Origin of the sequence: Streptomyces sp. GDS52, assembly GCF_052246875.1 — a bacterium.
Taxonomy (GTDB): domain Bacteria; phylum Actinomycetota; class Actinomycetes; order Streptomycetales; family Streptomycetaceae; genus Streptomyces; species Streptomyces cathayae.
Genome location: NZ_CM125966.1, coordinates 160,343 through 185,308 on the forward strand (window position 1 = coordinate 160,343; position 24,966 = coordinate 185,308).

Sequence of the window (24,966 nt, forward strand, 5' to 3'; positions counted from 1 at the left end):
CCGATGAGCACCAGAACACTGACTCGGCAACCGGTCACACCGGACCCGGGCACCCGCCCACACCCGTCGAGGTGGGTCTGGAGCTGGGTGTACGCCGGGGCGTTCTCCGTAGCAGCCCTGCTCATGGTCCTCGTCGGGTATCTCGGCACAGGGGTCGGCAGTGGCGAAGTCGACTGGCCGGCGCTCCTGACCGAAGCCGCCTGGAGCCCGGCCAATTCCGTTTACGGCGGCCTGGCGATGATCTACGGCACGGCCGTCGTCTGCGTACTCGCCCTCGCCCTCGCCGTACCCGTCAGCTGGGCGGCGGCTGTCGCGCTGTCGGAGTACCTGCCGCCCCGCGTGGCTCGGCCGTTGCGCATGTGCGTGGAATTGCTCGCCGCCGTGCCCTCCATCGTCTACGGCCTCATCGGCATCATCGTCATCCGCCCGGTCATCGCCCAGCTGGCGGACGTACCGGGCGGTGACAGTCTCATCGCCGCCGGCATCGTCCTCGCCGTCATGATCACTCCGACGATCGTGGCCGTCAGCGTGGACGCGCTCGCCGCAGTGCCCGACCGCTGTCGGGAAGCCGCCTTCTCACTCGGCCTGACCCGCCGCGAAGTCGTCCGCTCAGCCGTGTTGCCGCTCGCGCGGTCAGGCATGCGGGCAGCCGTTCTGCTCGGCCTGGCCCGAGCGCTCGGCGAAGCCATCGCGGTCTTCCTGGTCGTGGGCAGAGCCGACGGACGGCTTCCCACCAGCTTCGGCGGCTTCCTCGACTCGCTGGTCCACCCCGGTCAGACGCTGACGACGAAGCTGGCCGGGCCGGAGCCCGTCCTGGCCGGCACCTCCGGCCCTCACTTCGCCGCCCTGTGCGGACTCGGTTTCATCCTGCTGGCACTGGTGGCTGCGGCGACGTTCTGGGGCACGCGGGGCCAGAGGCAAAGCACAACGACCAAGCGCACACCCCGGTACCGGACCTCGACCCGGATGCGTGTTCAGCGGGATCGACTCGCGATGTCACTGCGGCTGGGAGCTCTGCTGCTGCCCAGCCTCCTCCTCGTGGGCATGCTCGCTCTTCTGGTGACTCGAGGAAGCAATGCGTTCAATCCGTCCTTCTGGTTCACCTCAGCAACAGGAGCGGCCGGCGGAGGAGTTCGCGACCAGATAGTCGGCACACTCCTGCTGGTCGTCACGACGGGTCTTCTCGCCCTGCCACTCGGCTTCGGCGCCGGCGTCCTGATCGGTGTCCACGCGTCCGCCCGTACCGCGCGACTGCTCCAGACCCTGACGGTCGTTCTCGGAGGTGTGCCGACCATCCTGCTGGGACTGGCCGGATTCGTCATCCTGTCCACCACCATGGGATGGGGCAGGTCCTGGCTGGCGGGAGCCATCGTGCTCGTCCCCGTGGTCGTACCCGTGATCGCACTGTCCACCGCCACTCGGGTCAGGAGCCTGCCGCCCGAACTGAAGGAAAGCGCACTGTCCCTGGGCCTGACCCGTGCTCAGCTCATCCGGTCGGTCATCGTCCCCTACACCTGGCCCGCCACGGTCACCGGCCTGCTCCTCGGTCTGGCCCGCGCGGCAGGCGAGACCGCCCCGCTGCTGTTCACCGCCACGGTCTTCTTCGGGGCTCCCGCGTTGCCGAGCGGCATCGTCGAGTCCCCGGTACAGGCACTGCCGACCCACATCTTCACTCTCTCCCAGGACTCGGGGGATCCCCAGGCAGTCGCTCAGGCATGGGGGAGCGCCATGGTGCTGGTCCTCATCACCGCAGTCCTCCTCAGCGCGGCGGTCGCGCTGCGCAACCGCTTCGAAGGAGAGCGATGGACAACGTAATCACCGTGCGCCAGCTCCGCGTGCGCAGTCAAAACAAGGCCCTGGTCGGTCCCGTCTCCTTCAGCCTTGGGCAAGGGTCCACCACTGGTCTGTGCGGGCCATCGGGCGCCGGCAAGTCCACCATCCTGCGTGCTCTTGTGGACCTGCTCCCGAGCGGGCTCACCAGAGACGGCGACCTGCAGGTGCTGGAACGGACGATTGCCCCGGGCAAGGGAGACGCCGACCTCCGGGCCAAGGTGGTGCTCGTACCCCAGACGCCCGTGGTCTTCGGCGGCAGCATCCTCGACAACGCGCTCTTCGGCCTGAGGCATGTCCTGCGGGCCCCCCGAGAGGTGCTGCGCGAACAAGCGGAACAAGCACTGCACGAGGCCGGGTTGTGGAAGGAGGTCTCCGACAGACTCGACTCACCGGCCCACACCCTGTCCGCAGGACAACGGCAGCGGCTGTGTCTCGCGCGTGCACTGGCCCTGGAGCCGGCGGTACTGCTCCTCGATGAGCCCACCAGCGCACTCGACGAACAGAGCCGGGACAAAGTCGAGGAATCGATAGCAGCGCTGCACGGTCGCCGCGCAGTCCTTCTCGTCTCCCACGACCCGGCACAGATGGAACGTCTTTGCGACACGACCGTTCGCCTGGACCAACCCGTGGCAGCACCCCCCGCCGTCGCAGTCTCCTGACCACCCCAAAGCCGAGAGGACACCCCGAAACGCCCGGTTCCCTGGCTCCTCCAGCCCTGCACCCAGTGCTTTCACCGCCAGGGTGCGGGGCTGGAGTTCCGCCCATGGCGCGGTCCGGATTGCTACACACCCACCTGGCTACGCTGATGCAGGATCTGCATCAGCGCTGAGCGGACTCCTTCACCCAGCCGGTAGTAGACGAGGCGGCCCTCACGTCGGCTCTCGATCAGACCGATGCAGCGCAGCCGCTTGAGGTGGTGGCTCACGGTCGCCTGCGACACCCCGACATCGGCCAGCTCGTGCACAGCGGCCTCGGCACCTCGAAGCTCGGCCAGGTGTATCAGCAACTGCAGGCGGACCGGGTCACCCAACGTCTTGAAGACATTGGACCACCAGACCATGTCCGCCGCGCTCAGCTCCAGGCACGTCCCGTCGCACGTGGCACCGGCGCCCCTCTGACACATGTCGTCTCCTCACCCCAGCGTCGCTTCTGGGTTGCGTGACCGGCAGACATGCCCTACACCGACGACCGCTTGGCCCGGTGCGCGCCCCCCGCGGCCCGCCGGAGCGTACTGGCTCAAACGGCTCGTGACAGCAGACCGGCCATGCCCGACAGCACGCCGGGTGCCACGCTGTAGTACACCCAACTCGCCCGGCGCTCCGAGACCAGCAGCCCTGCCTCACGCAGTTTGCGCAGGTGGTGGCTGACTGTGGGCTGGGAGACTCCGACGTCCTGGATCTCGCAGACGCATGCCTCCCCGCCGGGCTGCGCCGCGACTTTCGAGAACAACCGCAGCCGTACCGGGTCGGACAGCGCCTTGAACATGGCAGCGATCTTCTCGGCGTCAGCAGCGGACAACTCCTCCTGCCCCAGTGGCTGGCAGCACTTCAAGGAAGCGGAGACGTCAGCAACAGAGCCCGAGGCCAAGTTAGACATGCCTCTATGTTGACAGCTATCTAATCACCTGCCAAGGGTGCCGCAGATCGCACCACAGAGACCGTAACGCCAATTCGATGAACTTCTATGTTGACGAGCATCGATCCCGGATGCATGCTGAATTGTATCGACGAACATCGAAACCGAGGAGTCGTCTATGTTCGCCCCCTCCCCCGCCGACCTCCCTGTCGCCGTCATCGGCGCCGGCCCCACCGGTCTGGCCGCCGCCGCCCACCTGACCGGACGCGGTCTGAGGCCCCTCGTCCTGGAGGCCGGGGCGGCCGCCGGCGCCACCGTGCGCGAATGGGCACACGTACGCCTGTTCTCCACATGGGGCGAGATCGTCGACCCGGCCGCCGAAAAGCTGCTCGCCCCCACGGGCTGGAGCAGGCCCGATGCCGCCGCCTACCCGAGCGGCCAGGACTGGGTGGAGCGCTATCTGCAGCCCCTCGCCGACACGCTCGGCAAGCGGGTCCGCTACGGCGCCCGGGTCACCGGCGTCTCCAGGGCGGGCCGCGACCTCATCGTGGACGCCGACCGTGAGACTCAACCGTTCGTCGTGCACGTGCAGCACTCCGACGGCCGCGAGGAGCGGATCCTCGCGGCAGCGGTGATCGACGCCTCCGGCACCTGGACCACCCCCTCCCCGGCCGGTGGAAGCGGCCTGCCCGCCCTCGGCGAGCAGGCGGCGCATGACCGCATCGCCTACCGCGTGCCCGACCTGACCGACCCGGCGGTACGTGCCCGCTACACCGGCAAGCGCATCGCGGTCATCGGCTCCGGCGCCTCCGCGTTCACCGCTCTCGCCTCGCTGGCCGACCTGGCTCGCTCCCAGGACGGCGCCGGCACGAAGGCGGTGTGGATCCTGCGTCGCGGTATCTCCGGTTCCACCTTCGGCGGCGGCGAAGCCGATCAGCTGCCCGCACGCGGCGCCCTCGGTCTGGCGGCGAAGACCGCCGTCGACGACGGCCACGCCGATGCGGTCACAGGCTTTCGCACCGAGGCCGTCGAGCGGGATACCGACGGGCGAGTGATCCTGGTGGCCGAGGACGGCCGGCGCCTGCAGGCGGTGGACGAAGTGATTGTGCTGACCGGATTCCGCCCCGATCTGTCATTCCTCTCCGAGGTGCGCCTGCGTCTGGACGAGCGCCTGCAGGCGCCGGTGGAGCTGGCCCCGTTGATCGACCCCAACCAGCACTCCTGCGGCACTGTCTACCCGCACGGCCACCGCGAACTGGCCCACCCCGACTCCGGTGTCTACCTGGTTGGTATGAAGAGCTACGGTCGCGCTCCCACGTTCCTGGCGATGACCGGCTACGAGCAGGTCCGCTCCGTGGTGGCCGCCCTCGCCGGCGACACGGACGCCGCGGACCGCGTGGAACTGGTCCTGCCGGAGACCGGCGTGTGCGGTGGTGCCGGACTGTTCGACACCCCCGACACCGCCGGAGCGGACGCAGGAGGCTGCTGTGCCGCCCCCGCCCCGCAACTGATCCAGCTCACTCCCGCCTCCGCCGGCTCCGCCACCACGGCCGGTGGCTGCTGCGACGCCTGACCGCCCCGCCTCGGGACCGCCTCAGCCTCGAGGGTCCGTCCCTTTCGAAATCAGCAGGAGGAATGCCCCGTGTCCCGGATACAGCTCGCCCTACGCGTCCCCGACCTGCACACAGCCATCACCTTCTACAGCAAGCTGTTCGGCGCCGAGCCGACCAAGCTCCGCGACGGCTACGCCAACTTCGCCCTCGCCGAACCCCCGCTCAAGCTCGTTCTCATCGAAGGAACAGCGGGCGAGGACACACACCTGGACCACCTCGGCGTCGAGGTGGCATCCACCCAGGAAGTGAAGGAGGCCACCACTCGGCTCGCCCAGGCCGGGCTGGCCACCGTCGAGGAGAACAACACCACCTGCTGCTACGCACTCCAGGACAAGGTGTGGGTGCGCGGCCCCGGCCAAGAGCCGTGGGAGGTGTACGTCGTCAAGGCTGACGCCGATACCCTCGCCAAGCAGCCGGCCGACGCCTGCTGCACCCCGGGCGACGACGCCGCGACCGAGCAGCAGCCTACGGCGCCGAACTGCTGCTGACCCTCCGATGACCCATCTCAACGCCCGGCCGCGCGCGGTCGCAGCCAGCCCTGACAAGCAGCTGCGTCCGCGCGCTGCTCTGCCCGCCCTGTGCCTGACCCAGATCACGAGCTGGGGCATCGTCTACTACGCGTTCCCCGTCCTCAACCCCGAGATCACTGCCACCACCGGCTGGTCCGCAGCTGCCACCACAGCAGCGTTCTCGGCCGCACTCGTGGTCTCCGCACTCGTTGGCATCCGCGTCGGCCGCATCCTCGACGCCCGCGGACCACGGATGGTAATGACCACCGGATCCGCCATCGGCACCGCCAGCCTGCTCGTCATCGCCACCGCGCCCAACCTGTTCCTCTTCACGGCCGGATGGCTGCTGGCCGGCTTCGCCATGGCCTCGACCTTCTACCAGCCCGCATTCGCCGCCCTCACCCGCTGGTGGGCCCCTGACCATGTGCGCGCCCTGACCGTGGTCACCCTCGCCGGCGGTCTGGCCTCCACTGTCTTCGCTCCCCTGACCGCTCAGCTCAGCGCCCACTTCGGCTGGCGACACACCTACCTGATCCTCGCCGCAGTCCTGGCCGCCGTCACCCTGCCCGCCCATGCCCTGGCCCTGCGCGCCTCCTGGCCCGCCCCCGCGCACTCGACCTCCGTCCAGGCCCCCACCAGCAGGACCGTGATCCGCAGCCGCACCTTCCTGCTGCTCACCACCGCCCTGACCTTGTCCGCCTTCGCGATGTACGCCGTGGTCGTCACCCTTGTGCCCCTGCTACTGGATCGCGGCTACACCACCAACCAGGCCGCATGGGCTCTCGGTCTGGGCGGTCTGGGCCAAACCCTCGGCCGCCTCCTCTACACCGCCATCGCCCGCCGGACCACGCCCGCCGTACGCGCCGCTGTTCTCATCGGCCTGGGCGGAGTGTCCACCGCCGCCTTCGCCCTGATTCCGGGCCCCTACCCGCTACTCGCGGCGCTCGCGGTCATGGCCGGCACCGTTCGCGGCAACCTCACTCTGCTCCAGGCCACCGCCGTCACCGACCGCTGGGGAGCGAACCAGTACGGACGCCTCTCCGGGCTACTCGCCGCGCCCACCACCACGGCATCCGCACTGGCCCCGTTCGCGGGTACCGCACTCTCCGTGCCACTAGGAGGCTACCCACACCTCTTCGCAGGTCTCGCTCTCGTCTCGGCCGCTGCCGCACTGATCGCACATCGCACGACACCTCCACTCACGCGCAGAAGATGAATGTGGGCGTTGCCGCGGTCGTCGTTTGCCAGGCCCAGCGCCCGGTGATGAGCGCCCTGCCCCAAGATCACTAAGGAGTGACCTTGATGAGTGCCGAGGAGCAGGAGGCCGAGCACGCGAGGAAGATGCGCGAGGCTGCGAGAGGGCGGTTCGTGAGTGTTTGAGCGGTTCTGCCGTCTCCTGATGGTGACGGAGCATCGTCACCGACACCCTCGGCCTGCTGCTGGCGGTGCTGGTCACCGCGGCGAGCGTGCAGGACTCCGACGCCGGCCAGGCCCTCGTCGACCACGTCGCCGCGGAGCATCCCACTGTCCGCAAGACCTGGGTCGACGGCGGCTACCGCCAACACCTCGTCGAGCACGCCGCACGCCTGGGTATCGACATGGAAATCGTCCAACGCACGCCCGGCACCAGGGGATTTACCCCGCTGCCCAAACGCTGGGCCGTGGAGCGCACGTACGGATGGCTGATGTTCCACCGCCGTCTGGCCCGCGACTACGAAACCCTGCCCGCCCGCTCCGAAGCCATGATCCACCTCGCCATGACCGACCTGATGGCCCGCCGCCTCACCGGCGAGAACACCATCTCCTGGCGCGACCCCGTAAATCCACATCAACCACAGATCCCGGGATGAAACAACGGGAGAAAACGACCTCGAAGAACCCACTGGTGGCGCTCGGACAGCACTTCTCTCACCAGATCAAGGAAAGCAGCGTTCACCAGCGGGCATCCACGGCCCCCGAACCTTGTCGACTCTCCACAAGACGACAGGGCACGTGCCGAGTTCACGCCCCGGCACCCGGCCCAGCCGCCCGCCGGGGCGGCATTCGTCCGGCCGGCACCGAGTCCGCAAAGGCCACCGCGCGCGAGGGAGCTGCGAAAAGAGTGCCTCAAACGCAGCTGACGAGGCGTCAGCAAAGTCAGCATCAGGTCGGCAAGAGTCCTGCCGCAGCTGCTCACGGACGGCCACCGCCACACCGGGGAACCGCCTGCCGTCCCGTTCCGGTCCGCACTCCGCTCAGCCGTCCTCCCGCGAGCGGCCGGAAGGCGGGAGGCAGCGCCCGGCCGACTCCCGCCCACCAGCCACCAGGACTCAGGCGTTCCCGCAGGTCAACGAACCCGTCCTCGTGGCTTCAGCGGCACCGGCGGCAGCTCGGGGGCCGGCAGTGGGGCGCCGTCGTAGCCCTTCACCTCGCCGAAGCGGGTGCCGGTCATCCAGTCCCGGCGGGCCTGTTCGATCTCCTCCTGGGTGCGGCCGATCCAGTTCCAGAACATGACCAGCTCCTCCTCGAACGGCTCTCCGCCCAGGAGCATCAGCGCCGCGTCGGACTCGGCGCGCAGCGGGAGTTCGTCGCGGCCGCAGCCGAGGTAGAGCATCGAGCCCGGGAGCACCGGTACGCCGTCCACGTGGACCTCGCCGGACATGGCGAGGACCGCGTACTCGAAGTCGCGCTCCAGGGGCAGCCGGACGTCCGCGCCGTTCGCCAGGGCCAGGTCGGCGCCGACGATCGGGGTGTACGCCGTGCCCGGAGAGGTGGCGCCGTCCAGGTCACCGAGGATGAGCGTGGCCTCGACACCCGGTGCCGTGACGACCGGGAGGTCGGTGTGGTGCTCGAAGCGCGGGTCGGTGTGGCGGTGGCCGTCCGGGAGGGCGACCCACAACTGGGCGCCGTGCAGGAACCGGGCGTGCGAGCGGGGGCTCTCCTCGGAGTGGCTGATCGCCCTGCCGGACGTCATCAGGCCCAGTTCGCGCGGGCGGATCGTCTGGAGGCTGCCCGTGGAGTCACGGTGCAGGACCTCGCCCTCGTGCAGCCAACTCACCGTCTGCAGACCCATGTGCGGGTGCGGCGGCACCTGCATGCCGGGCTCGTCGGCGATGTCGTCCGGGCCGTAGTGGTCGACGAAGCACCACGCGCCGACCATGCGCCGCCCCAGGTTGGGCAGTAGCCGCCGGACCTCGGTGGACTCGCCGAGCTTGACCTGTCGGGGACTGAGGAGCTCACGCACCGGCTCCGCCACCACGAAGCCGCGGCCACCGCACAGGGACGGAACGGCTTCCCGCTCAAGATTGCTCATGGGCACAACCTAGCTTCGAGAGGTGCGGTGCGTCACTCGTCCGCTCCCGCTCCGCATCCGAACCAATGGTGGAATATTCAACCAACTGGCTCCGTTGTCGGTGTCGAAGGAGGTCACGAGTGGACACCAGGTACTACTACGACCACGGAACCCCGGCCGAGCGCTGGGAGCGCGCCGGGCTGTTCTTCGACGCCAGGGACTACACCGCCGCGGCGCGCGTCCTGAGCGGGCTGGTCGAGGAGGTGCCGGAGCAGACCGGGCCGCGGCTGCTGCTGGCGCGCTCCTACTACCACTCGGCCCAGCTGCGCCGTGCCGAGGCCGAGTTGCGGATCATCGTGGAGCGCGACCCGGTGGAGCACTACGCCCGGCTGATGCTCGGCCGCACCCTCGAACGGCAGGGGCGGAACGAGGAGGCGGAGTCCCACCTGCGGATCGCCGCCGCGCTGGCGGGCGAGTTCGACGGCGGGCTCGACCGCGAGTTCGACCGCGCGTAAAGAACTGCCGGACGGCCGTCCGGCAGTCGCGCGGGCCGGTGCCGGCCTCCCTCCGGGAGGAACAGGGCACCGGCCCGCGCGGTTTTCAGCCCCTCCCGGTTACGGCGTCCGTGCCGTTCCGGTGCGTGCGCCTCCCCCGTACGTCCGTCGTCCCCGTCGGTGCGCGATCTCCCCGAGGAGGATGTCGACGGCGAGGAAGGCGGCCAGCGGGATGCCGAGCAGCGGGACGAAGTAGCCCAGCACGGCGATCACCGCCAGCAGTGGGACGAGGACGTACGGCGGCACCTGCTGCCAGGCACCGCGTGGGATCGGCCGGCCGAAGGCCGAGCCCCGGCCTCGCTGCCACCACATGCGGTAACCCCACAGGATCAGCAGGATCAGCGTGGCCGCGAGCAGCATCAGCGCGATCTGGTTGGGCGGGCCGAAGAGGGTTCCGGTGTGCAGGTCGATGCCCCAGCGGCTGAGTTTGGCGAGCACCGGGTAGTCGGCCCACCGCACGACATCGGTGACCGCGCCGGTCGCCGGTTCGACGGCGACCGCGTCCTGCTTCTCGGGCCAGCTGCGCTGCACCTGCTTCACGACGTACGCGGAGACGTCGTCGGCGGGCGGGACGATCTCCACCGGGTCGTCCAGGCGCTCGGCCCGGGCCGCCGCGAGGACCTTGTCGAGGCCGACCCCGTGCTCGGCGTCGCCCCCGTTTCCGCCCGCCGCGCCGTGCCCGGCATGTTCGCCGCCCGCGGCAGCCGACACCGCGGGCGTCTCCTGGCCGAGCGAGGCGCGCAGGTCGGCGATGGTGGCACCGGTGTAGGTGGACCAGGTCAGTCCGGTCGCGGAGAGGAAGATGAAGCCGGCCGCGGCCCAGGCTCCGATGCCGCCGTGCAGGCCCAGAGTGCGCCGCCGGCCGCTGGTGCCGCGGATCTTGCGCAGCGCCCGACGGCGGGAGAACCACAGCACCAGGCCGCCGGCGGCGATCACCCACAGCCAGCTGGCCGCGAACTCGCTGTAGAGGCGGCCCGTTTCACCGAGGTGCAGATCGCGGTGGAACTCGTCGATCCAGGTGCGCAGGGGCAGTGCGCCGGTGGAGCCGTACTGCTCCAGTGCGCCGCGCACCTCCGCGGTGTACGGGTCGACGAACACGGCGAGGGTGTGGTTCGGGTCCACTCCCGGCACGCCGGACAGCATCACCCTGGTGGTCGCGTCCGCCTCGGGTGCGGGCCGGATCGCGGAGACCGCGCCCTCGGGGTGCGCCTCGCGGGCGGCGGCCACCTGCTCGGAGATCGGCAGTGCGCGGTCGCCGACGGGGACGGTCAGCTCGTGGTCGTAGACGATCTTCTCGACCTGGAAGGACGCGGCGTACAGCAGGCCGGTGAAGGCGGCGACGAGCAGGAACGGCGCCACCACCACGCCCGCGTAGAAGTGCAGGCGCAGGATCAGGGGACGCAGGGTGGCCCAGCCGGATCCGGACCGCGCGGGGGCGGGGGGTGGGGGGGCCTCGTCCGTGGTGGTCGAGGGAGCGGTGGTCATCGGTGGGCTTCTCCCGGGGCGTCTTGGCGGCCGTGGTGCTGCTCCAGTGGTCGGGGCGGCGGGGCCGTGAGTTCCCGGGCGGCGGGCGTGACCTGCGCCACTCGGCGGAACGGGGGTGTCGTGGGCACGTGTCATCCTGGCGCGATGGGAACTGTGAACGACCGTGTGCCCCTCGCCGAGCGCGTCGAGCGACTCCTCGCCGGTGCAGGGCCGTTGCCCATCGTCGCGGCCGGTGATCCGGTTCTGCGGCAGGCGTCCGAGCCCTTCGACGGCCAGTTGGACCCCATGCTGCTGGCGCGGTTCGTCGAGGCGCTGCGGGTCACCATGCACGCGGCGCCGGGGGTCGGCCTGGCCGCGCCGCAGGTGGGGGTGGGGCTGCGGATCGCGGTGATCGAGGATCCGGCGCCCGTCCCGGAGGAGGTGCGGCTGGCGCGCGGCCGGGTGCGGCAGCCCTTCCGGGTGCTGGTCAACCCGGTCTACGCGCCGGTCGGCGGCGGGCGGGCGGCCTTCTTCGAAGGCTGCCTGAGCGTGCCCGGCTACCAGGCGGTGGTGGCGCGCCACGTCGAGGTGCGGCTGACCGGACAGGACGAGCACGGGCGGGCGGTGGACGAGGTGTTCGGCGGCTGGCCCGCGCGGATCGTGCAGCACGAGACGGACCACCTCGACGGCACGCTCTATCTCGACCGGGCCGAGCCCCGCTCGCTCTCGTCCCACCAGGCGATGGCGGAGCGCTGGGCGCAGCCGACACCGGAGACGGCCGCGCGGGCACTGGGCTTCGAACTCCCGTAGAGCCGGCTCCCGTGGAACCGGCTCCCGTAGGCCCGGTCGCCCGCCTGCGTCCCGTTCTCCCTGTGGCTCAGGCGCTGTCCCGGTACGCCTCCAGCAGTCGGAGCCACGCCTCGCTGATCGTCGGGTACGACGGGACCGCGTGCCACAGGCGGGCGACCGGGACCTGGGCGACGACCGCGACGGTCGCCGAGTGGATCAGTTCGCCCACTCCGGGGCCGACGAAGGTGACGCCGCGCAGGGTCTCGCTCTCGAGGTCGACGACCATGCGGGCGCGGCCCTTGTAGTCCTCCCCGTACAGACCGGCGCCGGCGACCGAGGACAGGTCCAGGTCGACGGCCCGGACGCGGTGCCCCGCCTGTTCCGCCTCGGCCAGGGAGAGGCCGACCGAGCCCGCCTCCGGGTCGGTGAACACCACCTGGGGTACGGCGTCGTGGTCGGCGGTGGCGGCGTGCGCGCCCCATGCCTCCGCGGCGACGGGTTCCCCGGCGGCGCGCGCGGCGATGGCGGCGCCCGCGATACGGGCCTGGTACTTGCCCTGATGGGTGAGCAGGGCACGCCGGTTGACGTCGCCGACCGCGTAGAGCCAGTCCTGGCCGGTCACACGGAGGGTGTCGTCCACGGTGAGCCAGGATCCGGGTTCCAGGCCGACGGTCTCCAGGCCGATGTCGTCGGTGCGCGGGGCGCGGCCGGTGGCGAAGAGGATCTCGTCGGCCTCGATCCGCTCCCCCGTGTCGGTGACGACCACGACGGTGCCGTTCTCCCTGGTCACCGAGGTGGCGGAGGTACCGGTGCGGAGGTCCGCGCCGGCCTCGGTGAGCGCCTCGGCGACCAGCTCTCCGGCGAAGGGTTCCATCCGGGACAGCAGGCCCTTGCCGCGTACCAGGAGCGTGACCCGGGAGCCGAGCGCCTGCCAGGCCGTGGCCATCTCGGTGGCGACGACACCGCCGCCGACCACGACCAGCCTGCCGGGCACGGCCTTGGCGCTGGTGGCCTCCCTGCTCGTCCACGGCGCGACGTCGGCGAGTCCGGGCAGCGGGGGCAGCAGCGCGCGGCTGCCGGTGCAGACGGCGACGGCGTGCCGGGCGGTGAGGACGTGCCGCGTTCCGTCGCCGGCGGTGACGGTCACCGTGCGCGGGCCGGTGATCCGCCCGACGCCGCGGTGGAGCTCGACGCCGACGCTCCGAAGCCACTGGACCTGGCCGTCGTCCTTCCAGTGCGAGGTGTACTCGTCCCGGTGGGCGAGGACCGCGCTCACGTCGAGGGGTCCCTGCGCCGACCGGCTCAGGCCGGGGGTGCGGCGGGCGTCGGCCCGCGCGAGAACGGGACGCAGCAGGGCCTTGCTGGGCATGCACGCCCAGTAGGAGCACTCGCCGCCGACCAGTTCGCTCTCGACGATCGCGGTGGTCAGTCCGGCCGCGCGGGTCCGGTCGGCGACGTTCTCCCCCACGGGCCCGGCGCCGAGCACGACGACGTCGTAGTCCGTGGACTCCGGTTCCGCCGGTCCTGTCGACCCCGTCGGTGCCGTCGATCCTGTCGGTTCCGTTTGCCTCATGGGGTCAGTCTGGTGGGTGGTGTGCAGGGTGGCCACATGGGTAGGGGCGCGGAATACGTGACCCGGTCGGCCGTGTTGTGCGGACGGCTCGCCCCGACACCAGGAAGAGGGAACACCATGAGCAGCACCGTGGAGCTCACCAAGGAGAACTTCGACCAGCTGGTCACGGAGAACGAGTTCGTTCTCATCGACTTCTGGGCGTCCTGGTGCGGGCCGTGCCGTCAGTTCGCGCCCGTGTACGAGAAGGCCGCGAAGGACAACCCTGACCTGGTGTTCGGCAAGGTGGACACGGAGGCGCAGCCGGAGCTGGCCGCGGCCTTCAGCATCCAGTCGATCCCGACGCTGATGATCGTCCGCGACCAGGTGGCCGTGTTCGCCCAGCCGGGTGCCCTGCCCGAGGCCGCGCTGACGGACGTCATCGGGCAGGCCCGGAAGCTGGACATGGACGAGGTCCGCAAGTCGATCGCCGAGCAGCAGGCGAAGGCCGGCGGCGAGGCGGGGAGCCCGGGCCAGGACCGGTGACCGACCGGCCCCGGCTCGGGTCCTTCGGACACGGTTCCTTCTGGAAACCGCCTAGAAGGGGTACTGCGCGACGTCCCCGCGCACGGTGGTCCAGCGCACCTCGGTGAACGCGTCCAGGTTGGCGTCGCCGCCGAAGCGGGATCCGGTGCCGGAGGCGGCGACGCCGCCGAAGGGGGCCACGGCCTCGTCGTTCACGGTCTGGTCGTTGATGTGCACGATCCCCGTCGGGATCCGCTCCGCCAGGTCCAGGCCGCGTGCCGTGTCGGCGGTGACGATGCCCAGCGCGAGGCCGTAGGGGCTCGCGGCGGCCAGGGCGGCGGCCTCGTCGGCGTCGCCGAAGGACCGTACGGGTGCGACGGGGCCGAACACCTCCTCCGTGTACGCGGGGGTGTCGTCGCCGGTGTCCGCGAGGACGGTGGGACGGTAGAACAGCCGGTCGTGGGTGCCGCCGGCGGCGAGTTTCGCGCCGCCGGCGGTGCTGGACTCGACCAGGGCGTGGACCTTGTCGAGTTGTCCGCGGTCGATGAGCGGGCCGAGGTGGACCTGGTCGCGGTGCGGGTCGCCGACGGCGAGCGAGTCCGCCTTGGCGGCCAGCCGTTCGACGTACTCGTCGTAGAGCGAGGCGTGCACCAGGTGGCGTCCGGTCGTCATGCAGATCTGGCCCTGGTGGAAGAACGATCCCCAGGCCGCCGTGGAGATCACCGCGTCGAGGTCGGCGTCCTCCAGCACGATCAGCGCGGAGTTGCCGCCGAGTTCCAGGTGGGCCCGCTTGAGGTGACGGCCCGCGGCCTCCCCGACGTGCCGGCCGGCGCCGGTGGAGCCGGTGAAGGAGATGACGGGGATGAGCGGGTCGGCGACGAGTGCCTGGCCGGTCTCCGCGCCGCCCGGCAGGATGTGCAGCAGCCCTTCGGGCAGTCCCGCCTCGGCGAACACCGCGGCGAGCGCCAGCCCGCCGCAGACCGCGGTGCGCGGGTCCGGTTTCAGGACGACCGCGTTGCCGAGCGCGAGGGCCGGGGCGACGGAGCGGATGGACAGGATCAGCGGCGCGTTGAACGGCGCGATGACGCCCACCACACCCACCGGCACCCGCCGGGTGTACGACAGCCGGGGTCCTTCGGTGGGCAGCACCTGACCGGGCGGGCGGGAGGCCAGGGCCGCGGCCTCGTAGCACTCCTGGGCGGCGACGTGCAGTTCGAAGTCGGCCTTGCCGGGGATGTTGCCGGCTTCCCGGACCAGCCACTCCCGCAGTTCGTCGGCGTGCGCGGCGAACAGGTCGCCGGCCTTGCGGAGCACCGCGGCACGGACGAAGTGCGGGGCCTTGGCCCACTCGGTCTGGGCGGCGCGGCCCGCTTCGGCGGCGGCTCCGACGTCCTCACCGGTGGCGAGGGTGACGGTGGCCAGCTGTTCGCCGGTGGCGGGCTCCGTGACGGTGTGGTCGGGTCCCGCGAGACGGCGGGGCTGCCAGGTCGTGGCGTCGAGCAACGGCATGGGTGAGCTCTCCGATCGGTCGCCGGCGCACCGCGCGAGCGCGAGCCCGGCTGTCCTTCCGCGTACCATTTAGTTGAGTAGGCAACATTCTAGTCGCCATCCGGACGGTCCGCTTCCCCATCGTCCGACGACGCGACCGGGACTCGCATGCGGTGCGGGCAGGCACCCGGCATGCGAACGGGCCTCAGCTGGATTCGCGCTGGACCACCGACGCCCCCAGCACCTTGTGGGCCTCGGGTGCGGCGGCGGGATCGCGCACCGCTCGGTCGACGAGTTCGGCGAGTTCCCGGCCGGGCGGCAGGTCGAGATGGACGGTGGTCAGCCGGGGCCGCAGCAGCCGGCCCAGCATGAGGTTGTCGGCGCCGACCACGGCCGTCTCCTCCGGGATGCGGACGCCGACGTCGTCCAGGGCCCGCATCAGCAGCATCGCGTACTCGTCGTTGTAGGTGAACACGGCGTCGAGGCCGAGGTCGCGCCAGCCGGCGGCGAGCCGCGCGGCGGCGCCCTCGTCGTGGGCGAGGGGCAGTTCGGTGACCGTCGCGTCGGTGCCGCGCAGCGCCGCACGCACACCGGCCAGGCGAGGCGCGGAGAACGCCCCCAGACCCGGCTCGCGCGGGACGACGACGCCGATGCGGCGCCGACCGCGGTCGAACAGATGGGCGCCCGCGCTGTGGCCGACGACGTCGTGGTCCATGAGCAGGGCGTGCGCGCCCTCGACGGACTCCGGGCCGAGGGTGATCACGGCACGCGCTCCGGAGCGTTTGAGCACGGCGACACCCCGCGGGCCGAGCCCGGAGCCGGGGACCAGCACGGCCACGGGCCGCAGTTCGGCCCAGGCACGGGCGGCCTCGTCGTCGTGCACGCCGACGGTGCCGTACTGCACGACCGTGTAGTCGAGGCGGCCGAGCGCCACCTGGAGGTCGTTGACGAACTGGCTGTAGACCGGGCCGACCGGGAAGGCCGGGGCCGGCATCAGCACCATGCGGCTGTGGCCGGCCCGTAAGCTGCGGGCCGCCGCATGCGGCACGTACCCGAGTTCCCTGGCGGCGTCGTGGACGCGGCGGCGGGTGGGCTCGCTGATCCGGACGGCCTCGGCGTTGTTCAGGACGTAGGAGACGGTCGCGCGCGAGACGCCGGCCAGTCGGGCCACGTCGGCGCTCGTGGGCACGGCACGCGGCAGTGCGGCGGATGCGGGCGTGGGTGGGTTCGGTATCTGCACCATGACGCAACGCATCTTCGCAGAAGCCCGAACGGGCCCTTCGGCCGGGGGAGTTGAGAGCGTCTCAGCACGATCCCGGCCCAGTTCAGGACGCCCCGGCCGCACGGCCGGAGCCACGCGGCCGGGGTGGCGCCGTCAAGGTGGCGCGCTCCGGTACCGTGCGGCCGCGGTACGCCGGCCCGGTCAGCCGGGGGAGGCCGTGGGACCCGTCACGCGGTCGACGAGGTCCACCCACGCGGCCTCCAGCCGCTCCATCGGCATCCCGCGCTGCTGGGTCAGGTGGTGGACCAGGGCGGGGTCGAGCGGCGCCATCAGGGTGTGGGCGAGCAGTTCGCAGTCCGCTTCGGGGACTGCCTCGCGCAGCAGCAGCGACACATGGTGGATCAGCACACGGCGGGGCGGGTTGGTGAAGCGGCGGTCGGCGCACGGTTCGGCGGCGAGCTGCAGTTCCAGTTCGTCGGCCGTGCGGCGCAGCAGGGCGAGACCGAACGCCCGCAGGCGCTCCGCGGGCGGCGCCCCCGGCCCCATCGGCGGGGGTCCGGTGAGGAAGGCGGCCTGGAACTTCTTCTCGGAGTGGTCGAGCAGCGCCGACAGCAGCCCGGTGCGGTCGCCGAAGCGCCGGAAGACCGTCCCCTTGCCCACCCGGGCCGCCGCTGCCACCGCCTCCATGGTGAGGCCGTCCGCGCCGCGCTCGGCGACGAGCAGAGCGGCGGCCTCCAGCAGCCGGGCGCGGTTGCGCGCCGCGTCGGCCCGCAGGCAGGGCTCGTCGATCTCGCCGCCGAGTTGCGGCAACTCCTGCGGCTCGACGGGCTCCTGAGGTCTCGGGGCGGGCGACGGCACGACGGACATGAAGCCAGGGTAAGGCATCGGGAAGAAACTGGACCAGGGTCCGGTTAGGGTGCTAGAAAAGAAAACGGACCTCGGTCCGGATTGTTGCGGCAGTGTTTCGTCACTCCGTCGCGTCCGACCGTCGCACCGTTTGCCCCACCCATGTCCCACCCGGTATTCCACCCCCCTCAGGAGTTCTCATGTCCGTCCGCATCCTCGCCCTCGTCGGCAGCCTCCGCGCCGGTTCGCACAACCGTCAGCTCGCCGAGGCCGCGGTGAAGCTCGCGCCCGAGGGCTCCGACGTGGTGCTCTACGAGGGTCTCGCGGAGATCCCCTTCTACAACGAGGACATCGACGTCGAGGGCAGCGTCCCCGCCGCCGCCACCCGGCTGCGCGAGGCCGTGGGCAGCGCCGACGCCCTGCTGCTCTTCACGCCCGAGTACAACGGCACGATGCCGGCCGTCCTGAAGAACGCCATCGACTGGCTGTCCCGCCCGTACGGCGCCGCCGCCCTCGGTGACAAGCCCGTCGCCGTGATCGGCACCGCCTTCGGCCAGTACGGCGGCGTCTGGGCGCAGGACGAGGCCCGCAAGGCCCTGGGGATCGCGGGCGGCAAGGTGATCGAGGACATCAAGCTCTCGATCCCGGGCTCCGTGACCCGTTTCGCCGAGGTCCGCCCCGCCGACGACGCCGAGGTCGTCGGGCAGCTGACCGAGGTCGTCGTCGCCCTCAACGGCCACGCCACCGCGCCGGCCGCCGTCTGACCGCACCCCGCACGACCTGACCTGTCCCGAAGGGGCCGGTGCCGTACCGACGACGGCGCCGGCCCCTTCGGCCGTGCGGACGGGCCGCCCGCCCCGCGCTCGGACCCCGGCCGTCGCGCGTTCCTCGTGGTGGACCGGCGTCCGCGAGCCGGTCAGCGGCGTTCCCCTGCCGCCCCGCCGGGTTGCGACGGTCTCCGCCGCGATGGACAGGGCGGTCCCCTCCGGCGTACGCGCCCCGAGGACGGGCTGCGCGCGGGGGCATCCGGACGGCGGCAGGCGCGGACGACCGGTGGCGGGCCGAGCCCGCCGTCCGACGTGACGGCCGGGCGGCCGCGCGAGCGGCCGCTCCTACGGACACCGGGATTCCCCCCTCACGGCCTCTCCCGCGTTGCGGGCTCCGGCCCCCGGTGGTCGACTGATGCCGACGACGGCACTCCGGAGGAGCAGAGCGGCGACGGGCGGCCGAGTGGGGCCTCCCGACGTCAGGACGCGGTACGGGACCGGGGGCGCCGGCGGACGACCGCTTCTGCCGCACCACGGCTTTCGCACCCGCGAGACGTGGGATCCCGGCGAGGTGTTCTCACGGCGGGGCGCCGCCGGCCGCGGTCCGGCGTGACCGCCCCGGTCCGGCCGGGACGGACCAGGGCCCCGGGGAGAACACGGCCGTGCCGGGGCCGGGCCGGATGGACACAGCCGCTCCGGGGCACGCGAAAAGGCCTCGGTCGTCCCGGTCCCGTGCCGCGCGGGACCCGGTCCTCCACCACCGGAAGACGAAAGGCTGACCCATGACAGACACCCCGCCCGCCACCACGACGGACTCCGGCGCCCCGGCGGAGAGTGACGAGCACTCGCTCACCGTAGGTCCCGGGGGGCCGATCCTGCTGCACGACGCCTACCTCATCGAGCAGATGGCGCAGTTCAACCGCGAGCGGATCCCCGAACGTCAGCCGCACGCCAAGGGAAGCGGCGCCTTCGGCCACTTCGAGGTGACCCACGACGTGAGCGCCTACACCAAGGCGGCCGTCTTCCAGCCGGGCACCCGCACCGATCTGCTCGTCCGCTTCTCGACCGTCGCGGGCGAGCGCGGCAGCCCGGACACCTGGCGCGACCCGCGCGGCTTCGCGGTGAAGTTCTACACCAGCGAGGGCAACTACGACATGGTCGGCAACGACACGCCGGTGTTCTTCATCAAGGACCCGATGAAGTTCCAGCACTTCATCCGGTCGCAGAAGCGCCGCGCGGACAACAACCTGCGCGACCACGACATGCAGTGGGACTTCTGGACCCTCTCGCCGGAATCCGCCCACCAGGTCACCTGGCTCATGGGAGACCGCGGCATCCCGCGGACGTGGCGCCACATGAACGGCTACTCCTCCCACACGTACATGTGGATCAACGCCGACGGCGAGCGGTTCTGGGTGAGGTACCACTTCAAGACGGACCAGGGCATCGAGTGCTTCACCCAGCACGAGGCCGACCAGATGGCCTCCGTCGACACCGACTACCACATGCGGGACCTCTTCGAGCACATCCGCGACGGCGATTACCCGAGCTGGACCCTGCACATGCAGGTCATGCCGTACGAGGAAGCCGCGGGCTACCGGTTCAACCCCTTCGACCTGACCAAGGTGTGGCCGCACGGCGACTACCCCCTCATCCCGGTCGGCCGCATGACACTCGACCGCAACCCGACCGACAACCACGCCGAGATCGAGCAGGCGGCCTTCCAGCCCAACAACCTGGTCCCCGGCATCGGCCCGAGCCCGGACCGCATGCTGCTGGCGCGGCTCTTCTCCTACGCCGACGCCCACCGCGCCCGGATCGGCACCAACTACCAGCAGCTCCCCGTGAACGCCCCGGTCGTCGACGTCCACACCTACTCCAAGGACGGCGCGATGGCCTACCGGAAGACGGCCGACCCGGTGTACGCGCCGAACTCCAAGGGCGGTCCCGCGGCCGACACCGAGCACTACGGCACTCCGCCCAGCTGGGAGGCCGACGGGGCCCTCATGCGCACCGCCTACGTCTCCCACCCCGAGGACGACGACTGGGGCCAGCCCGGCACCCTGGTGCGCGAGGTCATGGACGACGCCGCGCGCGACCGGCTGGTCGACAACGTCGTCGGACACCTCCTCAACGGCGTGACCGAACCCGTCCTCGAGCGGGCCTTCGAGTACTGGACGAACATCGACAAGAAGATCGGTGCCCGTATCGCCCAGGGCGTGCGGGCGAAGGCGGACGAGAAGGACCCCAAGGCCGCCGAACAGGGCAATCCGGCCCGGCGCACCCTGCAGGAAAAGGCCTGACGCCTTCGGCGAAGGACGAGTGGGCGGCTTCGGTTTCCCGTCCGTGCGGGGCGTGCGTCACACGGCGCGCGCCCCGCACCTGTGTCCGCGCCTGCGGGGTCTGCCCGACTGTTCGAACGGCCGTCAGGCGACGGCCGTCGGCGCCAGTTCCCGTAGTTCGCGCAGGGCGGCCTCGACCGCCGGGCGGGCGTGGCCGCCTCCTCGCGTGCAGGTCAGCAGTTTGCGGTGCGGGTTGCCCGTACAGCGCACCCGGGTGATCGGCAGATGCGGGGACAGCTGGGCCAGCCGCGGGATCAGGGCGACGCCCAGCCCGTGCGCGACGAGATGGGCGGTGACGTTCCAGTCGAGGGCGTGGTGGACGACGTCCGGGGTGAACCCGGCGGCGCCGCACGCCGACATCACATGCGGCCGGCAGGGACTCTCCGGCACCGGCGCGATCCACGGCTCGCGCGCCGCCTCCTCGAGGCCGGCCCGCTCCCGCCCGGCCAGCGGATGCCCCTTCGGGACCACCAGGTCGAACGGGTCGTCCAGCAGCGGCCGCTGGTCGAAGCGCGCGTCGCCGAGCGGCGGGTTCCTCGGGGTGGCCTCCACGATCGCCAGATCGGTGGCCCCCTCGAAGAGCAGGTCGAAGCTCTTCGGCACCTCCGTCTCCAGGATCCGCACCGTCAGCCGCGGATGGCGCGCGCCCAGCCGGGCCGCCATGGGCGCCAGCAGCACCGAGATCGCCACCGGGAATCCGGTCACCCGCAGCAGCCCGGCGGGGGCGCCGCGGTCGGCCCGCAGGTCCAGTTCGGCCTGCTCCCAGCGGGCCTGGATGGCGTCGGCGTGCGCGAGCAGGCTCTCGGCCGCCGGGGAGAGCCGTACCCCGCGCCCCTGTGGTTCCAGCAGGTCGACGTCCAGGTCGCGGGCGAGCTGGCGGATCTGCTGGGAGGCGGCGGACGGGGTGAAGTGCAGGGCCCGGGCAGCCGCTGTGACCGTGCCGTAGTGGGCGACCGCCCTCAGGACGTGCAGCCGGCGCAGGTCAATCATGTAGCCCACGCTTCACGGTCGAGTCCACAAAGTCAACCTGGACGTGTACGGATGTTCCGGCGCACCCTGGGCTGTGTCACGACGGCCGACCGGGCCGTGTCGTCAGGGGAGCCGCACGTTCGAGAACGCGCGGGCTCGAGGCTGCGCGGGCCCGGGGATGTGAGGAGCTGAGGAGTCATCATGACCAGCACGCCCAAAAGCACCGGCGCGACCGGCGTCGTCTGCCCGTACTGCGGATGGCCGGACGACGGCGAGCCGTTCCGGCTGGTGTTGCGGCACACCACCGCGGCGGGCAGCACCGTGTGGACCCGCTGCGGCTGCGGCTCGCTCCAGGTCCGCGTCGCCGACGACCGCGGCAGCCGCGTCGTCACCCGCAGCAGGCCGCCCGCCGACGTCCCGCCGAGCCGGGCGGGCGGGGCGTGCGGTGTGGGCGGGACGGGTCACTGAACGGGGCGCCCGTTGACAGGCCGCGCACCTCGGCCGTACTAATCGGGGAGGTGAGCGGAAGGCGTGGACGTGCAGAGACTTCCCCTGTCCGGGGTCACGGTGGTCAGTCTGGAGCAGGCCGTGGCCGCTCCGTACGCCACCCGGCAGCTCGCCGATCTCGGCGCCCGTGTGATCAAGGTGGAGCGGCCGGGCGAGGGGGACTTCGCCCGTCGCTACGACACCACCGTCCACGGTCACTCCAGCTACTTCGTGTGGCTCAACCGCTCCAAGGACTCCCTCACGCTGAACCTCAAGGATCCGCGGGGCCTGGAGATCCTGCACCGGCTCCTCGCCGGTGCCGACGTGTTCGTGCAGAACCTGGCACCGGGCGCGGCCGGCCGGCTCGGCCTGGGCACCGACGAGCTCACCCGGCGCCACCCCCGGCTGATCCCCTGCACCGTCTCCGGCTACGGCACGAGCGGTCCCTGGGCCGACCGCAAGGCGTACGACCTGCTGGTGCAGTGCCAGACGGGCCTGGTGTCACTGACCGGGACCCCGGACGGCACCGCCCGGACCGGCATCTCGGTGGCCGACATCGCCGCCGGGATGTACGCGTACAGCGGTGTCCTCACCGCGCTGTACACCCGCGCGACCACCGGCACCGTCCACCCCGTGGAGGTGTCGCTGTTCGAGGCGCTCGCCGAGTGGGTGGGCCAGCCCGCCTATTACACCCGCTACGGCGGCACCCAGCCCCCGCGGCTGGGCACCCGGCACGCCACGATCGCCCCGTACGGGACGTACCCGGCCGCCGACGGGCGTGAGGTGCTGTTCTCCGTCCAGAACGAGCGCGAGTGGGCGGCCCTGTGCACGGAGTTCCTGGGCCGCCCCGAGCTGGCCGGGGATCCCCGCTTCGTCACCGGTTCCGCCCGGGTGGCGCACCGTGAGGAACTCGACGCCGTCATCACCGAGCGCTGCGCCCGCTCCGGCGCCGAGGAGCTGCTGGAGGAGCTGGAGGCCGCCGGCATCGCCTGCGCCGGGGTCAACGACGTCGCCGCCTTCCTCGACCACCCGGTCCTCGCCGCCCGCGACCGCTGGCGCGAGGTGGCCGTGCCCGGAGCGACCGTTCAGGCCCTGCTTCCGCCGGCCGACCTCGCGGGCCTGCCGCCCCGCATGGACCCGGTGCCGGCCGTCGGCGAACACACGGAGGCGATCCTCACCGAACTGGGCCACTCCCCCGCCGACATCGACGCCCTGCGCGCGGCCGACGTCGTCTGAACGGGTGCCGTCGTCCGCGCGGGCGACAGGCAGGCCACGGCGTCCGATCCGCGCCTACGAACCGGACGCCCCCTGGCGCCGGTGCAGCGCCGTCAGCACGTCCTCGTCCGTCAGCTGGTCGAAGTCCGAGTACCACTCGCCCACGGCCATGAAGCCGACGGGCCGGTGCGGGCAGACCACCTCGTCGGCCTCGGCGCGCATCCGTTCGACACTCTCCGGGGAGCCGACCGGGACGGCCAGCACGAGCCGGGCGGGCGCCTGACGCCGTACGAACCGGAGCGCGGCACGGGCCGTGGAACCGGTCGCCAGACCGTCGTCGACGACGATCACGGTACGTCCCCGCAGCTCGGGGGCGGGCCGGCCCTGGCGGTAGAGCTGTTCACGGCGCCGCAGTTCGACACGCTCCCCCTCGACCACGGAATCGAGATCGGCCTCGCTCAGGCCCAGTGCCCGCAGGGTCGACGGATCGAACAGGGGCACCTCGTCACCGGCCATCGCACCGACGCCGACCTCCCGGTGGAAGGGGGCGCCGATCTTCCGGACGACGAGTACGTCGAGCGGCGCCTCGAGCGCCTCGGCGACCTCGTGGGCCACGGGGACGCCACCGCGGGGCAGGGCGAGGACCACGGCCTCGGGCAGCGCGCCGTCGCCCTGCATCCCGCGCAGCCTCTCGGCGAGTTCCCGGCCGGCTTCCCGCCGATCACGGAACAGCATGACGGACGCCCCTCTCCGCACCGGTCCTGGCACCGGGGGCGGCTGCCCCGGTGCGGCTCCCGCGTACCCCGTCGCGGACGGTCCGAAGCACGCTCCGCCGACGAACCTCCCGCGCCGGTGCAGGAGCGCATGACCGGGGGACGAGGGGGTACCCCGGGGCGCATGACCGGTATCGACATCGGCAGTGACGCCTTCAACGACCACACGTTCATCGCGCGGCGGCACGCCTACGAGGCGGCGAACGTCTCGCCGCCGCTGGCCTGGAGCGGCGTGCCGGACGACGCGGCGGAGCTGGTCCTGCTGTGCGAGGACCCCGACGCGCCGTCGGGGACGTTCGTGCACTGGATCGTCGTGGGCATCGACCCGCACAGCGGCGGTGTCGGCGCGGGGCAGAGTCCGCCGCGGGGCACCGCGCTGGTCAACGGCTACGGGGAGCGCGGCTGGGGCGGGCCGCATCCGCCGCCCGGGGACGACGCGCACCACTACGTCTTCCGGCTCTACGCCCTCGCCGAGCCGTGTGTGCTGCCCGACGCGCCCCGCGCGGAACAGGTGCACGAGGCGGTGGACAGGGCCCGGATCGCCGACGGCACCCTGGTGGGGCTGTACCGGCGCTGAGCCCCCGCCGGGTCTCACCGGCGGGGACCGCGGCCGGGGCTGGTGAGACGGCTCGCGGCCCGCCCGCCCCGGCCGGTCCGGTGCTCAGAGCGCTCCGGGGACTTCCTCCGTGACGCCGTTCAGCGGTGACGCCGGGTCGCTGCCGTAGGGGCGGGTGATCACTTCCAGGCCGTGTCCGGCCGGGTCGCGGAAGTACACACCGCGTCCGCCGTCGTCGCGGTTGATCCGGCGCGGGTGCCGGCCGTGCGGATCGGCCTGGACGGGGACCCCGGCGTCCACGAGCCGGCCGAGGATCGGGCCGAACTCCTCCTCGGAGACGAGGAAGGCGTAGTGCTGCACGGGAATGTCGGCGTCGATGGTCGCGAAGTCCAGTGTGACGCCGTTGGCCGTCGTCACCGGCAGGAACATTCCGGCCGGTTCGCCGACCTCCAGCCCCAGGATCCGGGCGAGGAAACGGGCGGACTTCTCCCGGTCGCGGGTCAGGACAATGGTGTGGTTCAACTCGACTGACACGGTTTCCATGCCTCCACGGGCATCCGCGGCGCCTCCATGCCTCACCCTGCCGGTGACCGACACGCGATGCCGCCCGGGGATCATAG

At 71.8% G+C, this 24,966-nt stretch carries 23 protein-coding genes and 3 pseudogenes; 14 read left to right on the forward strand and 12 right to left on the reverse strand.

The features are described from left to right. The first annotated feature begins 3 nt into the window (after positions 1–3). Both pstC and ACTWJ9_RS00760 read left to right on the forward strand, forming a co-directional pair. Positions 4–1,815: a phosphate ABC transporter permease subunit PstC gene (gene pstC / locus ACTWJ9_RS00755; protein WP_443295038.1), complete on the forward strand. Its 1,812-nt coding sequence runs from the start codon at positions 4–6 to the stop codon at positions 1,813–1,815. Continuing rightward, a complete protein-coding gene (locus ACTWJ9_RS00760) occupies positions 1,803–2,492 on the forward strand; it encodes a phosphate ABC transporter ATP-binding protein (protein ID WP_443295039.1) in 690 nt (229 codons plus the stop codon). Before pstC ends, ACTWJ9_RS00760 begins: the two co-directional genes overlap by 13 nt. 122 nt (positions 2,493–2,614) lie before the next feature. On the opposite strand, the gene ACTWJ9_RS00765 is transcribed toward ACTWJ9_RS00760, so the two are convergent. Together ACTWJ9_RS00765 and ACTWJ9_RS00770 are read right to left on the reverse strand one after the other, a co-directional pair. Beyond that, positions 2,615–2,956, reverse strand: a complete 342-nt coding sequence (locus tag ACTWJ9_RS00765) for an ArsR/SmtB family transcription factor (RefSeq protein WP_279332045.1) — start codon at positions 2,954–2,956, stop codon at positions 2,615–2,617. Between the two features lie 113 nt (positions 2,957–3,069). Next, a complete protein-coding gene (locus ACTWJ9_RS00770; protein ID WP_279332046.1) occupies positions 3,070–3,429 on the reverse strand; it encodes an ArsR/SmtB family transcription factor in 360 nt (119 codons plus the stop codon). Between the two features lie 157 nt (positions 3,430–3,586). Between ACTWJ9_RS00770 and ACTWJ9_RS00775 the strand changes: the two genes are divergently transcribed. From ACTWJ9_RS00775 to ACTWJ9_RS00790, 4 genes and pseudogenes are all read left to right on the forward strand, one after another. Beyond that, positions 3,587–4,981: an FAD-dependent oxidoreductase gene (locus ACTWJ9_RS00775; protein WP_443295040.1), complete on the forward strand. Its 1,395-nt coding sequence runs from the start codon at positions 3,587–3,589 to the stop codon at positions 4,979–4,981. 69 nt (positions 4,982–5,050) lie between these two features. Beyond that, positions 5,051–5,509, forward strand: coding sequence for an ArsI/CadI family heavy metal resistance metalloenzyme (locus tag ACTWJ9_RS00780; RefSeq protein WP_279332050.1), 459 nt, complete (start codon positions 5,051–5,053; stop codon positions 5,507–5,509). 148 nt (positions 5,510–5,657) lie between these two features. Next, positions 5,658–6,746, forward strand: a pseudogene (locus ACTWJ9_RS00785) (MFS transporter); the annotation flags it as partial. A gap of 190 nt (positions 6,747–6,936) precedes the next feature. Continuing rightward, positions 6,937–7,380 (forward strand): annotated as a pseudogene (locus ACTWJ9_RS00790) (transposase); the annotation flags it as partial. Between the two features lie 476 nt (positions 7,381–7,856). Here ACTWJ9_RS00790 and ACTWJ9_RS00795 read toward each other — a convergent pair. Beyond that, on the reverse strand, positions 7,857–8,822 hold the full coding sequence (locus tag ACTWJ9_RS00795) for a pirin family protein (RefSeq protein ID WP_279332052.1): 966 nt from the start codon (positions 8,820–8,822) through the stop codon (positions 7,857–7,859). Between the two features lie 119 nt (positions 8,823–8,941). On the opposite strand from ACTWJ9_RS00795, the gene ACTWJ9_RS00800 reads away from it, so the two are divergent. Beyond that, positions 8,942–9,316: a tetratricopeptide repeat protein gene (locus tag ACTWJ9_RS00800; RefSeq protein WP_279332053.1), complete on the forward strand. Its 375-nt coding sequence runs from the start codon at positions 8,942–8,944 to the stop codon at positions 9,314–9,316. Between the two features lie 99 nt (positions 9,317–9,415). Here ACTWJ9_RS00800 and ACTWJ9_RS00805 read toward each other — a convergent pair whose 3' ends face one another. After that, positions 9,416–10,840: a PepSY-associated TM helix domain-containing protein gene (locus ACTWJ9_RS00805; protein WP_443295041.1), complete on the reverse strand. Its 1,425-nt coding sequence runs from the start codon at positions 10,838–10,840 to the stop codon at positions 9,416–9,418. 144 nt (positions 10,841–10,984) lie between these two features. Here ACTWJ9_RS00805 and ACTWJ9_RS00810 point away from each other — a divergent pair, with 144 nt between their 5' ends. Next, on the forward strand, positions 10,985–11,629 hold the full coding sequence (locus ACTWJ9_RS00810) for a peptide deformylase (RefSeq protein ID WP_279332056.1): 645 nt from the start codon (positions 10,985–10,987) through the stop codon (positions 11,627–11,629). 67 nt (positions 11,630–11,696) lie between these two features. Here the strand turns inward: ACTWJ9_RS00810 and ACTWJ9_RS00815 are convergent, their stop codons facing one another. After that, positions 11,697–13,181, reverse strand: coding sequence for a dihydrolipoyl dehydrogenase family protein (locus tag ACTWJ9_RS00815; protein ID WP_279332057.1), 1,485 nt, complete (start codon positions 13,179–13,181; stop codon positions 11,697–11,699). Positions 13,182–13,298: 117 nt separating this feature from the next. Here ACTWJ9_RS00815 and trxA point away from each other — a divergent pair, with 117 nt between their 5' ends. Beyond that, complete coding sequence (trxA, locus tag ACTWJ9_RS00820; protein WP_279332058.1) at positions 13,299–13,703, forward strand: thioredoxin; 405 nt, start codon at positions 13,299–13,301, stop codon at positions 13,701–13,703. Between the two features lie 51 nt (positions 13,704–13,754). Here the strand turns inward: trxA and ACTWJ9_RS00825 are convergent, their stop codons facing one another. From ACTWJ9_RS00825 to ACTWJ9_RS00835, 3 genes are all read right to left on the reverse strand, one after another. Beyond that, a complete protein-coding gene (locus ACTWJ9_RS00825; RefSeq protein WP_279332059.1) occupies positions 13,755–15,191 on the reverse strand; it encodes an aldehyde dehydrogenase family protein in 1,437 nt (478 codons plus the stop codon). Between the two features lie 184 nt (positions 15,192–15,375). Further along, entirely contained in the window at positions 15,376–16,413 is a 1,038-nt protein-coding gene (locus ACTWJ9_RS00830; RefSeq protein WP_279332061.1) for a LacI family DNA-binding transcriptional regulator, read from the reverse strand. Positions 16,414–16,593: 180 nt separating this feature from the next. Next, entirely contained in the window at positions 16,594–17,259 is a 666-nt protein-coding gene (locus ACTWJ9_RS00835) for a TetR/AcrR family transcriptional regulator (RefSeq protein WP_279332062.1), read from the reverse strand. 179 nt (positions 17,260–17,438) lie between these two features. On the opposite strand from ACTWJ9_RS00835, the gene ACTWJ9_RS00840 reads away from it, so the two are divergent. Further along, the gene (locus ACTWJ9_RS00840; RefSeq protein WP_387040252.1) at positions 17,439–18,002 is read left to right on the forward strand and encodes an NAD(P)H-dependent oxidoreductase; all 564 of its coding nucleotides are present in this window, start codon (positions 17,439–17,441) and stop codon (positions 18,000–18,002) included. Between the two features lie 105 nt (positions 18,003–18,107). Here the strand turns inward: ACTWJ9_RS00840 and ACTWJ9_RS00845 are convergent. Beyond that, positions 18,108–18,242, reverse strand: a pseudogene (locus ACTWJ9_RS00845) (XdhC/CoxI family protein); the annotation flags it as partial. 545 nt (positions 18,243–18,787) lie between these two features. On the opposite strand from ACTWJ9_RS00845, the gene ACTWJ9_RS00850 reads away from it, so the two are divergent. Then, positions 18,788–20,308 (forward strand): catalase, encoded by a 1,521-nt coding sequence (locus ACTWJ9_RS00850; RefSeq protein WP_279332065.1) that lies wholly within the window; start codon positions 18,788–18,790, stop codon positions 20,306–20,308. Between the two features lie 123 nt (positions 20,309–20,431). Here the strand turns inward: ACTWJ9_RS00850 and ACTWJ9_RS00855 are convergent, their stop codons facing one another. Next, positions 20,432–21,337, reverse strand: a complete 906-nt coding sequence (locus ACTWJ9_RS00855) for a LysR family transcriptional regulator (protein WP_279332066.1) — start codon at positions 21,335–21,337, stop codon at positions 20,432–20,434. A 180-nt stretch (positions 21,338–21,517) separates the two neighbouring features. Here ACTWJ9_RS00855 and ACTWJ9_RS00860 point away from each other — a divergent pair, with 180 nt between their 5' ends. After that, the gene (locus tag ACTWJ9_RS00860; protein WP_443295043.1) at positions 21,518–21,784 is read left to right on the forward strand and encodes a hypothetical protein; all 267 of its coding nucleotides are present in this window, start codon (positions 21,518–21,520) and stop codon (positions 21,782–21,784) included. A 63-nt stretch (positions 21,785–21,847) separates the two neighbouring features. Continuing rightward, complete coding sequence (locus tag ACTWJ9_RS00865) at positions 21,848–23,038, forward strand: CaiB/BaiF CoA transferase family protein (protein WP_388707358.1); 1,191 nt, start codon at positions 21,848–21,850, stop codon at positions 23,036–23,038. Positions 23,039–23,092: 54 nt separating this feature from the next. Here the strand turns inward: ACTWJ9_RS00865 and ACTWJ9_RS00870 are convergent, their stop codons facing one another. Next, on the reverse strand, positions 23,093–23,752 hold the full coding sequence (locus ACTWJ9_RS00870; protein WP_279332070.1) for a phosphoribosyltransferase: 660 nt from the start codon (positions 23,750–23,752) through the stop codon (positions 23,093–23,095). Between the two features lie 162 nt (positions 23,753–23,914). Here ACTWJ9_RS00870 and ACTWJ9_RS00875 point away from each other — a divergent pair, with 162 nt between their 5' ends. Beyond that, the gene (locus tag ACTWJ9_RS00875) at positions 23,915–24,367 is read left to right on the forward strand and encodes a YbhB/YbcL family Raf kinase inhibitor-like protein (protein WP_109382302.1); all 453 of its coding nucleotides are present in this window, start codon (positions 23,915–23,917) and stop codon (positions 24,365–24,367) included. A gap of 84 nt (positions 24,368–24,451) precedes the next feature. On the opposite strand, the gene ACTWJ9_RS00880 is transcribed toward ACTWJ9_RS00875, so the two are convergent. Further along, positions 24,452–24,880, reverse strand: coding sequence for a VOC family protein (locus ACTWJ9_RS00880; RefSeq protein WP_279332072.1), 429 nt, complete (start codon positions 24,878–24,880; stop codon positions 24,452–24,454). Positions 24,881–24,966: the final 86 nt, after the last annotated feature.